General features: G+C 51.3%; 5 protein-coding genes, 1 pseudogene and 1 riboswitch. Of the genes and pseudogenes, 2 read left to right on the forward strand and 4 right to left on the reverse strand.

Annotated elements, in window-relative coordinates; genetic code table 11:
• Positions 1–118: 118 nt before the first annotated feature.
• The 3 genes and pseudogenes from PDUR_RS24955 to PDUR_RS30405 form a co-directional block, all read right to left on the reverse strand.
• Complete coding sequence (locus tag PDUR_RS24955; RefSeq protein ID WP_052410392.1) at positions 119–886, reverse strand: barstar family protein; 768 nt, start codon at positions 884–886, stop codon at positions 119–121.
• A 2-nt stretch (positions 887–888) separates the two neighbouring features.
• On the reverse strand, positions 889–8,244 hold the full coding sequence (locus PDUR_RS24960; RefSeq protein WP_456238437.1) for a polymorphic toxin-type HINT domain-containing protein: 7,356 nt from the start codon (positions 8,242–8,244) through the stop codon (positions 889–891).
• 78 nt (positions 8,245–8,322) lie between these two features.
• Positions 8,323–9,522 (reverse strand): annotated as a pseudogene (locus tag PDUR_RS30405) (DUF6531 domain-containing protein); the annotation flags it as partial.
• Between the two features lie 88 nt (positions 9,523–9,610).
• A riboswitch (cyclic di-GMP riboswitch) is annotated at positions 9,611–9,687 on the reverse strand.
• 485 nt (positions 9,688–10,172) lie between these two features.
• On the opposite strand from PDUR_RS30405, the gene PDUR_RS24970 reads away from it, so the two are divergent.
• On the forward strand, positions 10,173–11,870 hold the full coding sequence (locus tag PDUR_RS24970) for a methyl-accepting chemotaxis protein (RefSeq protein ID WP_042208635.1): 1,698 nt from the start codon (positions 10,173–10,175) through the stop codon (positions 11,868–11,870).
• A gap of 93 nt (positions 11,871–11,963) precedes the next feature.
• On the opposite strand, the gene PDUR_RS24975 is transcribed toward PDUR_RS24970, so the two are convergent.
• Positions 11,964–12,899, reverse strand: coding sequence for a DMT family transporter (locus tag PDUR_RS24975; protein WP_233277430.1), 936 nt, complete (start codon positions 12,897–12,899; stop codon positions 11,964–11,966).
• 109 nt (positions 12,900–13,008) lie between these two features.
• Here PDUR_RS24975 and pdxR point away from each other — a divergent pair, with 109 nt between their 5' ends.
• Positions 13,009–14,406, forward strand: a complete 1,398-nt coding sequence (pdxR, locus tag PDUR_RS24980; protein WP_042208636.1) for a MocR-like pyridoxine biosynthesis transcription factor PdxR — start codon at positions 13,009–13,011, stop codon at positions 14,404–14,406.
• Positions 14,407–14,668 lie beyond the last annotated feature (262 nt).

Raw genomic sequence — 14,668 nt, forward strand, 5'->3', positions numbered from 1 at the left:
CTATCGTATAGAGAGTCACGAGGGTTAAGTTCTCTCGGGATGTGCCGCCCGGTTCATTCGGCACTGGGAAGGGTCAAAAAAAGAAGACCTTAAAGGGGACACCTTCAAGGTCACTACACTAGAGCCTAACTAATTTTACTTGTTTATTAGTAAATATCTCATTTAGTTGTTTAAAAAAAGCATTATCTAACCCAAAAAAATCACTCACATTTTGCAAATTAATAGTAAATGGCGGCATTACACCAAAGCCTCCACAAAGACAATCCTCCAGACTCAATAAATCGAAGCCAAAATATCCACCTGGACCATTAATTGCCTCTCCTAAAGCACAAAAGAAAGAAGTTGAATCCGTTACGTAAGTTGCATCGAAAGAATAAACTCCATGTTGTTCATCTTGTTGATTAGAACTTCCTTTAGAATATAATCGTACAACTTCTAACCAACCTTCTCTTTGTTCCTTCGAGAGACTAAACCATAAGTTAGTGGACGTAGGAAGAGATTGCCTCCAAACCTCCCAAATTTCTAAGGCTTCTTTTGAAGCCTTTGTTAGTAGTGTTCCAATTAGTTCAACATAAATTAGTTTATCCCCATACCCATTTTTTTGGAAGTACAGTGGGACTCTTAAGGAGAAATAATACGAACCCATGGAGTTTCCTTTGATATCCATGACACATAACTGAATATTTGTAACACTGGATTTCGTCTTATTACAATATTCTTTAAATGTCTGCGCTATTTGAAAGTTTTCTAGGATGATTTTGTGGAAAGATTCGTTTTCATCACTTGTAGTACATTCTCCTGATAGTCCCACGATGTCATCGCATGTTCCAACAATCAAATTGCTTTCATCATCTACTATTGAATACTTAATCATCTTACCTCCCATATTTATTTTCCACCTTCAGGATACCACGGTCCTGGAAATAATTTAGGTTGTGAATAGTCATGATTTAACACGTAACCAAGTTTCCCGTCTGGTCTTTTTAATATTCTATGGTTTGTTCCTGGTACGTCATATTCTAACGAACCAGCCCATATATTCTTTCCACCACCCGATTTATTTTTTAATTCTTTTGCATTAAATACCTTTTGTTTACCAGTCGCAGGATCAATCCTAGGCGTTCCCCTGCCCAAAGTAATTTCTTCATATTGTTTCCGAATTGTTTTTGGTAAAGGATTTGGACTAGAAAGTTTATTATTACTACATTTTGTATTATGCACCCATATCCCAAGGCCACTAACGAAGTACGTATGGAACTCATCCACTGTCATGTTGTAGACCGTGACGTGCTTGCGCTCTACCTCAATGCTGTCTATCTTGAGTGTATGCCCATCGCTCTGAACAAGCAAGTCTCTAGGTTTGAGGTCTTTGACGAAGGTCCATCCCTTGCCCTCCACCCAAAACGGATGATTATAGGTCGATTCTATAACTTGGTCGCCCACATGGATTTTATAAATCTCATCCGACTCATGATTGAACGTTGCCGTTACTTCTTTATACGCTACCTCGCCTGTTACTTCATCCTTAGAGAGAACCTTATCCCCTACCTCGATTTCCTCGATAGGTTTTTCCCCTTCGTCTGTTTGAACCTTTGTCCCTGCAACAAAACAGTTACATGATTTTAAGGCTTTACCTGTCTTCTTAGAGCCGATTTTTTCTCCCGCAGAAGGCCGTTTGATCTTAATATGCTTCAGCTTTTTTGCTAATGCAGGAGCGACTTTTCCAATCAGGCCCATCGCTTTGGCGCTTCCGGCAAAGGAGATTAGCACCTCTCCCAGGTTTTCTCCATAGGTTCGGACCTGCCTGTTGCTTGGTTTTCCACCGAATACTTTACCCGTGTTTAACGCCAGGTATCTATACGGTCCAACTGCCGAATCGACGACGGATTTGCCCAGCTCTGTAAAAGAGATTTCCTTTTTATAAATGGCTTTGCCCAGCTGATATAATCCTTTGTACGTACTTGGGGACAGCAGTCCGGTGACCATTCCCTTCATAGAATCATACACCCCGCGACCCAAGTCGTCGTATTGATACCAGGCAATATGTCCCGTCGGGTCCGTGTACATCAGCGGATTATTCATCACGTACGCATACAAATTCAGCGTAGGCGGGGCCTCGATCTCCCCTTCTACCGTATCCTCCGATATAAACCGGGCCTGGCGCGGGTCGTAGTAGCGGGCTTGCAGGTAGTAGTACTGCGTCTTCCGATCCCAGTAATAGGCGGCATAGCGGTATGGGTTTTCCTTCACCAGCTCCGTTGTGATATCCTCAGTTGGCTCCGCTTCCTCCGTTACGAGGTCGGTGATTCCTGCAGAGGTGGCGGTAACCGTTTCTTCCGCCGCTGCCGAATCGCCGGTTACGGTCTGTTCCTCGCTTGGCTCGCTATTGGCCTTGCCATTAGCCTTTCCATTGGCGTTGCCGTTGCCGGGATGGTAGTCCGGCTCGGTGTTGCCGCTCTCGTCTTCCGGTCCCTGCAAGGAGCCCGGGCTGCCGTTGCCGCTTCCGAGATCCCCCATCCAGCCAATACCTTCACGCACACGCTCGCCATACCGATTGTACATGCCGGTCACCAGACCCCAGGCATCATATTCGTAGCGGGCCGCTACTTTGCCCTCGGCATCCGTCAGCGCGACGACATCCCCGTGGCCGTTGTATACGTACCAATAGGTCTGTCCCTTGTACGTAATCGTCAGCGGCCGCTCGTTCGTATCGTATGAATACGACTTCGTGACCCCGCCGGCTCCATCCCGTTCCTCGGTGATGACCCAAGTATCGCCTTTATAGACGTAGTTCGTTACTTCCTGCGTTTCGCCCGTATGATTAAATCGGGTCTTGCTGACTCTCCGTCCCAGCATATCATAGGCATACTTCTCGCCGAACCCGTCCGGGAAGGTGACCCTGGTCAGCTGTCCGCGCGCATTCCACTCATATTTGCTGCGGGCGTCGTTGAGCAGATTTCCGGCATCGTCGTACGAGTAATCGTATTCCTCATACCGGATCAGGTCTTCCCGGTGAACCAGCTGATTCCGGGTATTGTACGAATATTTCGTTCCGATGACCGTATATCCTTTTCCGACTTCGCGAATGCGTTCGAACAGCTTATCATGTCCGCCCGGCGGCAGGTTGACTTCGCCGTTGACGATGTTGTCGATCGCGGCCAGGATGTGTTCGATTTGGCCGGTTTCGAATAAGCTGTCTATTCCCTCGACTGATCCCTCTCCTGATCCCACGCCTGAACCAAACTGCCTACCTAGTTTCTTATATAGGCCGAGCTTCTTGCCGTTCCCTTTCTCGAGCGCTTTTATCCAGCCTTTGCCGCAGCCAGCACCGCCTGCGTCAGAGCCCTTATCCTTATCCTTACCATTTCCGTTACCATTGCCATTACCTTTTCCATTACCATTTCCATTTCCATTGCCATTACCATTGCCGTTTCCGTTTCCGTTGCCATTGCCATTGCCGTTACCATTACCGTTGCCATTTCCACCACCGTTGTCATTACCATTACCGTTTCCATTACCACCACCGTTGTCATTACCATTACCGTTTCCATTACCACCACCGTTGTCATTACCATTGCCGTTACCGTTGTCATTACCATTGCCGTTACCGTTGCCATTACCCGGATCGGAGTTCCCGTTACCTCCGCCATTATCGGTGTTTACCATTCCGGCGACTACTGGAGATTTCGCTGAATAGACGACGGCCGACAATTTCGGTATCTCCATATCGCTTACTTTTCCGTTGTAGCTCGTATTGCTGGCAGCGCTGCCGGTATCTTTTCCATTTCCATTTCCATTACCATTACCGTTGCCATTACCATTGCCGTTTCCGTTCCCATTGCCGTTACCATTACCATTACCGTCTATCGTACAGGGCTCGATATCTCCGGGATCGGTCGGGTTCGAAGTTTCTTTCTGAGGCTTCATCCCATAGGATTCAAGCACCTTCGCTACCAGCTCTTCCGTCGTGATGACTTGTCCGTTGTCCGCGATTGTTCCCTGAATGACGGTTTTGCGTACCGTCCGGTTCCCGGCGCCATCATACTCGTATTCCATCATGTCGCCTTCAGCCGTCTGTATGCGGCTAAGCTGCTCACGGTCATTATACGTATAGCCTGTTGTCTTCCCCTGCTCCTGGACACCGGTAATAAACTCACGGGCATTATGAGTATAGGCGGCGGCATGAAGATCCTGTCCAGCTCCGGTCGTCTTCAGCGAATCCACCAGATGTCCCGCGGTGTAATCCAGGGCAGTGACGGTTCCGTTCGGATATTTTATCGCTTTGACATATCCGTCGGCGTCATAAACATACTCATACTCGAAGCCTTTGCTGTCGGTATATCCCGTTGGGCGGCCGTTCGCATCGAGGACATATGCCGTCCGGCTGCCGTTTACCGTCTCCGCAGTCTTATCCCCGTTCTGATCGTACTCATAGAGAACCGTATCACCGTTAGAATAAGTGACCTGCTTCAACTGGTTGTTGTTATAGTAAGCGTAAGTTATCGTTCCTTCTGCGCTCGATTTGCTTAGCAGGTTGCCTGCTTTATCATACGTGTACTTATACCAGGTTCCATCGCTGTATTCCTCAAGAACTTTGCGGTTCATGAAGTCGTACTTATACTTTATCGTCAAGCCGCCCGGCTTCTTCTCAAGCACCAGATTTCCGTTGGCATCGTACTGGTACTCAAACACGTCTTGTCCCGTTTCCGAACGCTCAACGACTTTCTGAAGCCGGCGGCCAAGCTCATCATAGTTATAAGCGGTCTTCTGGTCATTGCCGTCCTTTTGCGAGGTCCGGTTCAGTTCGGCATCATAGGTATACTCGGTCTTCAGTTCAGCCCCGGAAGACTGCTTCTCCAAAACGGAAGACAGGCTGTCCTGAAGGTCGTAATTGTAACGGACTGAGCCATAGACGGGCCGAACTTCTTCCAGCATATTGCCGGCTGTATCGTAACGGTAGGCAAAAACGCCTCCATCCGCTTTTTCCTCACGGATCGTGCGTCCGGACGTGTCAAAGGCGTACTTGTCCGTATCCCCGGTACGGTTCACCACGGTTTCCGGCCGGCCATCTACATCCAGCTTGAAAGATTGAATCTTACCAAGGGCATCCTTTTCCTGCAGCATGTTCCCCCGATAATCGTACAGCCATTCCGTATCGCGCCCATAAGGTCTTCGTTCCGCCGTAACAAAGCCTGCCTTGTTATATTCCTGTTTGACCCAATGACCTGCCGGATCGACCGTCTTCGTCTGCTGTCCCTCGGAATCATAATTGTACACGGTGGAATGTCCATTCCCGTCGGTGGACAAGATCAACAGCCCTCTCGGGTCGTACGCATAGCGTTCTTCGATACGTTCACCTGTCATCGACGGATTCTCATAATGAATACTGCCGGTCAAGTTCCCGGCGGCATCGAACACGGAACGGCTCACATTCCCGTTCGGATCTTTCTCCAGTACCGCATTGCCCGCACCGTCGTATACATAACTGGTAAGAGCAGAGATATTCTCTTGACTTAAATCGGTCGTCCCCTGCTTGTAGTTTGCGATTTCAGTCGGCTGACCGGCCTCATCGTACCGGTAGGACGTAATGTTATTCAAGCCGTCGAACGAGAGCAGCTCGTTTCCGGCAGTATCAAATACAGATAACTGGCTGCTTCCGTCCGGTTGTACCGTCCGAACCTGCCGGCCCATATTATTATACTCATATTTCGTCATTCGTTCGGTCACTTGTTCGCCCGCTTTGTTCCGTTCGGCAGCTTGTAGCAGTTGACCATGCTCATTGTAGAGATAAGCGGTTACCAGGCCTGAAGCGGACGTCTCTTCCTCCAATAGACCATCCGGTGAATACCGGTATGACGTCTTCGCCCACTCGCTCCCGTTAAGCTGGCGCTGTTCCTCCTTGACATGACCCCACGCGTCGGTTGTGTAACGTAGGGTCTGCGTGCTTCCGGAAGGGTCGACGTCTTCAATCCTTTCGGATACCCTCCCATATGCATCCGACTTCGTTATCGTCCGCTGTCCTCCCTCGCCAACGGATTCGACTTCGTTTCCAAAAGCATCATACTTTATAGAGGATACATCCCCCGAGCTAGAGACGGTCCGGATCACCTGGCCCGACGGATCATAGGATTGCTTACTGGAATAGACGGCCTCCTGACCGCTCTCGTTCAGCGCCGGTGTCCGTGTCTCTACGGTCCGTCCCGTATAAGCATACTCCACTTTATTTCCATTGCCGTCGGTCTCGCTAAGCTTGCGTCCCAGCTTGTCATAGGCTGTATGCTGAATACTGAGCCATTCATTTCCCGCGTAAAGGCTATCCGTCTCTCCCGAAGCAAGCGATATCCCGTTCCATTCCGGAGCGCGCCCGCCTGTCGCCTTCTGGGTGATACGGTCATTGCCGTCATAGACGTACCGCGTCCAGGACCCGTTCGGCTCTTTCACTTCAATCAGCCGGCCGGCACTGTCATAGCGGCTCGTTGTCACCGCTTCGCTTAGCGTATCCGAACTAAAGCTGACGGAAATGCCTGTTGGGACGACCGGCTTGACAAGCGCGGTCTGCTTGGTTACCCGATCCCATGCATCATAACCGAACTCCGTCCGCCCGCCGTCGGGTTCAACAACCGCAAACTGCCTTCCTGCACTGTCGTACTCGAATTTTGTGGTGATTCCGCCCGGCATGACCACGGTCTTCACCGGATTTCCGGCTTTGTCATACAAGGTTTCCGTTGTTTCGCCATGAGCATCCGTATGCTTCAGCACCAGCCCCCGGCTGTCGTACTCGAAGGCTTCTTCGAGCTTGCCCCCGGTCCCATTTTCAAGAGGAACCGTCGTTTGGGATACGACATTGCCCGCTCCGTCCAAGACATAGGTCGTCTTGGTCAATCCGTCGGACTCTTCCGTCAAATGCCCTCCGTCGTCATAGCGGTAGGTACGTACAATTTCTTTGGCCTCATCGTTCTTGTCCTTCTGTACCTGCCGTTTCACGCGGCCCCATGCATCATATTGAAAGTCCTCAACCAGTCCATTCGGACTCTCGCGGTGCGTCACCCATCCGACATCATTGAAGGCCGAGACCGTCGCCGCAGCATCCGCCGTACCGGCATCGGTAATGGTTTTTATATGATTGCCGTTCAAGTCGTTAACATAGGATACGTCCGTTCCGTCTGAGGCAAGAAATCCGTTCTCGTCATACGTATACAGGAAGACATTGCCGGCGCCATCTGTACGTTTAGACAACAGTCCCTTGGCATTGTATTCCTCTTTGGAGACAATGGTCTGAGCCTCGTTAACCCCTGCGGGATCAACGGCCGAAACGGTCGTCGTTTGGCTGACGATTTTACGGCCATTCTTCACGTAGGTATAAGCCATATTGTGGCCCAGCGGTCCCGTCTCCCGAATCAAATCCTGCTGGGCGTCATATTCGTAATGTACAATACGGCCCGAAGGGCTTTGCTGGGCGACAACTTGATCCTTGTCGTTATACCGGTACCTCTGAACGCCTTCGAGCGGTCCGGTCTCACTGACCAGGTTATTGGCGCTGTATTGATAAGCGGTTACCGCCTGCTCGTCGCCGTTTTCCGTCTTGACGGTTTCTTCCCTTTCTGTTAACCGGTACGCATTATTCCAGCGCAGCGTATAAGCGCCAAGCGGATGTTCGACCTTTGCTTCACTCTCTCCATACTGTACGGCCAGATATTCTTCCTTAGCGTCCTGCTTGCGATTCATGCCCATCCGGGTCACGCGGTTCTTAGCATCATATTTCCAGTCTGTTACCACCGACTCCGGCGTAATGCCGCTTGCTGTCCGATCGTTACTGCCATTGTCGATTACCTGGCTGACCCTGTGCAGATCGTCGTAGACGAACCGGATGATTTTTTGGGACGGATCACGATAGCCTACAAATTCGCCGTCCGAATTATATATGAAAAAGAACTTTTTCTTCGTGCCCTCGATGTTTCCTTGTCCGTCGAGTTCCGTCATGACCGTCGATTGCAGGTCCCCCGTATTCGGCTGGTACTGGAATTGCACCAAATGACCATTCGTGTCTCTAATGCTCTCGATCCGGTTATCATAACCGTGATCCGTGTGCCAACGCGACCAACTGAAATAAACCTCGTTCAAGCTTCGGTCCTGAATCAGCCAAAATCGTCCGTCGTTCTTGAAACGGTAGCGAAGCTGATCCGGCCACTCCATAACGAAAGCGTTTCTGTCGTCAGGATTATCTTCATTAGGGTCCAGCGACATTTTCGGGTAATATTGCTTCTGCCCATTCACATACGTCGCATACCCGCCGTTCTCCGGCTTAAACCAGTAGAGTGTTCCGTCGAAGCCCTGCCAGGTGATGTTATCGTCTTTCCATTTCGTAAGCCTGGAATCCAGATTGAAGGTCCATCCATAGCCGAGCAGCCCTTTAATCCGGTTCTGGTGATTATACGTAAAATTGACATCCAGATTAATCCCCGGACTCTGCTGGGTGAACCCCTGGAAGGTCTCCGTACCGTTGCCTGTCGCAAGGTTAATCCGCACCTCTTGATCCGCCACAGACGCTGCTGCATTCGGTACGTAATCCTCGAGTCCGGTCCCCGGGATAAACGGGTACAGCGGCAGTGTCTCTTCCGTCCTATTCCCTGCGATATCCTCTGCCGTTATGCGAATCGTTTCCGAATCTCCCGGCTGAACCGAGAGCGCCGCACGAAGCGGGGAAGTCGTCCATTCCTTCGTCTCCTGCTGGGAACCTTGTACGGTTATATTTTTCAACCCGACGACCAGATCGCGAGTCTCAACGGCCAGACGGCTGCCACCCAGCGGATGGATACCGATGATTTCGGGGCCCGTCCGGTCTAGCATTACCCTTTGGTACTCCGTCGAATAAGCAGGCGCGCTGATTTCCCTAATCACCGGTTCTCCGCCTTCCTCCTCAGGAGGCAGCTCAAAGGAAACCTGCATCGGCATGGCTGAAAGGCGCCAGTAATAGATGCCGTCCGGCAGAGAATGACCGTCCGCATCTTTCCCGTTCCAGACGAATGGGTTTAAGCCGGATACGTCCACACGTTCGTCCACCAGCTTGTACACTTGACCGCTCCTTATGTCCTTGACATCTACGGTCACCGTGTAGCCGGAAGGAGCGTTTATCGCTTCCCCTTCCTGGGAACCTATCCAATTACTCAGAGTATCCGTCCACTTCAGGGTCATCTGCCCGCTATCCGCAGGGAAAACAGGCACCGACTCTGACATTTGAAGATTGGAGCCCCCGGAGCCGCCATTCTGCTCGCCAATTTCAGGCATCTCCTCCAGAATCTGATCACCATCAAAACTGTAGAACTGCGGCGTTTCTGTTAAATCAGGGCCGTTCTCCCAGGCCTCATCCACCGCATCCGCCGAACTGGATTCCAGCGCGGCAGCCGTTCCTCCCAATTGTGCTTGTGCGCCGGCTTCGGCCAGAACCTCGGCAGGCGCCAGACTGGCCAACAAGGCCAAGATCAGCAAACCTGCAATACTCTTCTTCCATCTGCTCTTTCCCATTACTCCACCCCGTGTCTTTCGAAAAAACAAAAAAACCGCAACGCCAATGTAAGCGTTCGGCCGCAGGTTATCTCACGCCGATCGATATTTTGGCGGTCTGGCAATCCTTCTTCAGGACCCATGACTTTGCGTCCCCACCTTACGATGGGTTTGCCTTTTCATTTCATCGATTCTTTATTTATTACTTATGGTTCATTACCATGATCCTATTTTAGCAGATTTCGGAGGAATTTAAAGGAAAATTAAGAAGTTGTACGATGCTGCGTGGATAATCAGACCTATTCGGCTTATTTAAGAGAAAAAGAGCCCGCATCCCTGAATGCGAACTCTTATCTTCCCGTGTCCAGCCGAAGCGGCCGCCCACGACTTCTTTTTCCCGGTCATCCAGGATGTCGAGGTTGCGGGCCAACCAATCTATACTATTAGATTTGAGAGACTAGTAGTACAAATCGATCACGTGACTAAAGTCACAACTATTCTTAATAAACATTATGAAAAAGTCTATTATTTCCACTAAATTTTCATGAAAGAGCAACCGTTAAACTATGATAAGAGGAAGAACATCATAAGGTACAGCCAAGCAAACCTCTAATCTGATATAATCCATTAATACTGTCTACATAATTTGTCTATATAAATGGGGGAATATTATGAAATTGGCAACAAAATTAACCTGGATGATGCTGCTTGTGCTTCTGCTCGTGGGGTCCTCCATCGGGTTCTTCGGCTATCGCGCCGCCTATGACCAGTTGGATGAAGCTGCGGGCCTCGAACTTGTAGGCTGTGCCAATATTACTACCGGACTGGTGGATCCCAAGCAGATTAGTGCTCTGGCCGCAGGCGACACAAGCAATCTTAGCGAAATTGAGGACAAGATCGGCTGGATCATAGCCCATAAACCGATTTTTAAGGAAGCCTTTATTCTATCGCTGGACGGAAAAATTCTTGCCGCCGATATGAATATGAAAGCCAGAGGATACAAAGCGGGAGATTCCTTCTATTTCAGCGACGAAGATAAGGCCATGATTACTAAAATGAAGCACTCCACTTACTCCAAGGTGTACACCTATCAAGGAACTTCTTTAAAAACCGGCTATGGTCCCATCTACCAAGAAAATGATCCAACCAAACCGATTGTCGCCCTGATGGCCATCAATTTTGACGGTCCTCTAGTTCAAGAGAGAACGCTTGATATTATTATTAAGCCTTTTATCATCGGCGCATCCATCCTTGTTGCCGCTATCCTGATTGCCTATGTTCTTATCCGCCGTATGGTCAGCCCGCTGTCCAAGCTATCCCTCGCCGTCAATCAGGTTGCCCACGGTAATCTTACACAAGAACTCCCGGCAAATAACAGCAAAGATGAAATCGGTACGCTGACCCGGGATTTTAATGAAATGACCGGCAACCTGAGCAAGCTCATTACTGAAGTGAACGAAACCTCTCTGCAGGTTGCTTCTTCTTCCCAGGAGCTGTCGGCAAGCGCACAAGAGACGAACCGGACCGGTGAGCATACCGTCGGTGTAACCATCGAGCTTTCCGAAGGTGCGCAAGTGCAGCTTCGGCACTTAGAAAGCAGCTACCAGGCGGTACAGGAAATGTCCAGGTTCATTACCGAAATCGCGCAAAACGCCGACAACGCCATGAACGACGCCGTCAAGGGAGCCGACAAGGCCCGAACCGGAAGGGATTCCATGGATTCCACGACCCGGCAGATGAAGATCATGAGCGGAAGCATCGAAGATCTGTCCGGCATCATTCATACACTGGCCGGCCATTCCAAGGAAATCGAGAGCATCGTCGGTACGATCGCGAGCATTGCAGCGGAGACGAATCTGCTGGCGCTGAACGCGGCTATCGAGGCGGCCCGGGCTGGAGAAGAAGGCCGCGGCTTCGCCGTCGTCGCCAATTCCGTCCGCAAGCTGGCCGAGCGGTCGGGCGATTCCGCCAGACAAATCGGCGAACTGCTGAGCCTGATTGTCGCTCAAATGGATCTGGCCGGAGAGACAATGGACCGTTCGACTGTGGAAATGCACCAGGGGACATTGATGGTGACCAATGCCGGACAGGCCTTCTCGGAGATTGAAGGCTCCGTATCCGGCATGGCGGCGCAAAGCCAGGAAGTCTCCGAAACGATGCGGCAGCTAGCCGAAATCGCGGACGGAATGGTTGAAGCGATCCAGAGCACCGTCAGCGTATCCAACCAGACCGCAGCCAACGCGGAAAGCTTGTCGGCCGCTTCGCAGCAGCAGCTCGCCGCAATGCAGGAAGTCGAAGCTTCCTCCGCTTTCCTCTCTTCCTTGGCGGACAAGCTGCAGCGGCTTGTAGAGCAATTCAAAGTGGCATAGAGACAGACATATTGATACTAGGTACATAAATACAGCAGCCAGGCAGGCCGGAACAATCCGGCCTGCCTGGCTTTTTTCATTAGCAAAATAATCTTACGCCGCTGTAGAACGGGGTTCGCTCCGCCTTTCCGGCGCGCCTGAAACAAGCAGAATTCCGGCAAATACCAGCGCCGTTCCCGCCAGGTGGCGAAGGGAAATCGGTTCGCCGAGGATTGTATAGGACAGCCAAAGCGCGCTTACGGGAATGCAGCCCGTGAATACGGCAGCCGTACCCGTCGGCACCTTGGCCACTCCCCGGAACCACAGCACATAGGCGAGGGCGGTAACAAAGATGCCGTAGTACAGAATAATTCCCGCGTCCACCGCTCCTATTTTCGGAAATCCGGATTGAAGCAGCTCTATGACGGAGCAAGCCAGAAACATCAAGAAGGCGAAGAATGTTACATAGGCCACCCCAAGCAGAGATGATATCCGGGGAGAGAGCATTTTCCGAAGTACGGTTAGCGCCGCTTCTCCGGCAACGGCTGCCGACAGCAGCAGCATACCGGTTACCGAAGCCGGCCCGTCTGCGGCACCGGACATGAGCAGGGGAGGGACCTGGATGACCGCTATGCCCGCCAGTGAGCAGAGGATTCCGCCCCCTCTCCGCGCGGTCATTTTTTCCCCCAACAAAATGTAAGAGAGAAGCACCACCGCAACTGGAGTAAGGCTTGTCATCATCCCGCCCTCGGCGGCGGAAGCGAACCGGAGTCCATACAGCATGAATACCCGAAAGAGGAACATGCCAAAGAAAGCCTGCGCCAATAGCAGCAGCATGTCCCGGATGCCTACTTTCCAGGTACCTTTATGGGTCCGCAGCGCGAGCGGAATCAGAAGGAGCAGAGCGACGGCAAGGCAGGCCGTTTGCGATACAAACAGCGGAAGCCGCAGAGCTGACGCTTTGCCGGCAACGACGGAGCTGCCGGCAATCATCGCGGCGGCGCAAAGTTCCGCATAAGCGGCTAACGGGATTTTTCTGATTATTTTCAAGTCATCACCGCTTTCGTCTTGGTTGTTATATACTGTAATCGTCAAAAGCGGTTTTTCGTAGTGCCATTTTCGCCAAGCTTTTATAGTACCATTTTGGAAAGGAGCCTATATGTGGATCACTGTTGACAAACATTCGAGCATTCCGATGTTCCGTCAGGTTTATCTTTCCTTGCGCAGCCGGATTCTCTCCGGGGAACTGACCGCCGGACTCAAGCTCCCTTCGACCCGTGAGCTGGCCTCCCAGCTCGTTGTATCGCGGAACATCATTCTGGAAGCGTATGAGCTGCTGCTGGCGGAAGGTTTTATCGTCTCACGTTCCGGGTCGGGTACGTACGTTGCGGAAGGTGCGGTCATGCCGCAGGCGCTTTCTCCCCCCATGTCTTCACCTGAAGCCAGCGGGAGCCCGTTCCCTGCCGGTTCGCAAACCAAGGCAGCGGGAACGGGCAGCGAGATCATTTCCTTTAAGACGGGCATGCCTGATCTAGACCTGTTCCCCCGAAAAGCCTGGGGGGATTTACTGCGGAATGCCTCCCGGGATGCGGCAAACTCTTCCCTGGGCTATGGGGACCCCGCCGGCGAACCGCGTCTTAGGTCCGTCTTGTCCGGCTATCTCGCGCACACGCGGGGCGTAACCGCCAGACCCGAGCAGCTGGTGATTACAAGTGGAGCCGTTCAAGCGATACAGCTCGCCGCCAGACTGCTTCTCACTTCCGGGGATGAGGCTCTGGTAGAAGATCCTACAAATGCCGAGCTGAAAACCATTTTGTCGTCCACGGGCGCTACGGTGCGCACTCTTCCGGTCGATGATTCCGGCCTTGTCACCAGCAGTCTGCCGAAGCAGCGCCCGCCCAAGCTGATTTATGTTACGCCGTCCCATCAATTTCCGCTGGGAGGCATCCTGCCTATACAGCGGCGAATTGAGCTTATACGCTATGCCCGGGAAACCGGCAGCTGGATCATAGAAGACGACTACGACAGCGAGTTCAGATACGACGGCGCTCCCGTTCACTCGCTGCAAAGCCTTGCCCCGGAGAAGGTGTTCTATATCGGAACCTTCAGCAAAGTGATGTTTCCCGCTCTGCGGATCGGCTACGTTGTTCTTCCCTTGCCCTTCATTGAAGATTTCGTCCGTCTGAAACGGTTGTCCGATTACCAGACACCGGGGCTTACGCAGCTTTCGCTGGCGCAATTTATTGAGCAAAAAGGATTGTATTCCCATATTTACAAAATGAAAAAAGTGTACCGGCGGCGGCGCGATATGTTGCTGGAAAGCCTGGAACGCCATTTCGGCGGGAGATTCCGCATATGCGGCCGCGCGGCCGGACTTCATCTGACGGCGGAATTTTCCTTTCCGCTGCCGGAAAATTTGCCGGAGTTTTTTGAACAGGAGGGGGTTTATGCAGCTATCCTTAGAGGAAACCGGCTTGTTCTGGGCTATGGACACCTGGATGAAGGAAAGATAAGGGAAGGCGTCCAGCGGATCAAGAGCGCAATAGAACGGGGATGAGGAAAAGCCGATGTTCAAACAGTGGGAGTTTCAAAAAAACTACTAAAGTGCAGGTTTTTCCAGCGAATGCGTATGCCAGCAGGGAAATTCCTACGATTGTGCAGGAATTTTGAGGTTGTACTGGCTGCATATGAGATTGGACGGGTAAAAAACTGTATTGTATCAGGCATATTATGCAGTGGCGGCTTCAAGATAACAAAAGATGTACAATCGCAGGTTATCTGCAAAAAGCGAGGGGGTGTCCCAAAAGCCATGCAATGGC

Origin of the sequence: Paenibacillus durus (assembly GCF_000756615.1) — a bacterium.
GTDB classification, from domain to species: Bacteria; Bacillota; Bacilli; order Paenibacillales; family Paenibacillaceae; genus Paenibacillus_AQ; species Paenibacillus_AQ durus.

Excerpts from the sequence above, each read along its gene's own strand:
- PDUR_RS24955 (WP_052410392.1), bottom strand. The coding sequence starts at position 886 with ATGGGAGGTAAGATGATTAAGTATTCAATAGTAGATGATGAAAGCAAT.
- PDUR_RS24960 (WP_456238437.1), bottom strand. The coding sequence starts at position 8,244 with ATGTCGCTGGACCCTAATGAAGATAATCCTGACGACAGAAACGCTTTC.
- PDUR_RS24970 (WP_042208635.1), top strand. The coding sequence starts at position 10,173 with ATGAAATTGGCAACAAAATTAACCTGGATGATGCTGCTTGTGCTTCTG.
- pdxR (WP_042208636.1), top strand. The coding sequence starts at position 13,009 with ATGTGGATCACTGTTGACAAACATTCGAGCATTCCGATGTTCCGTCAG.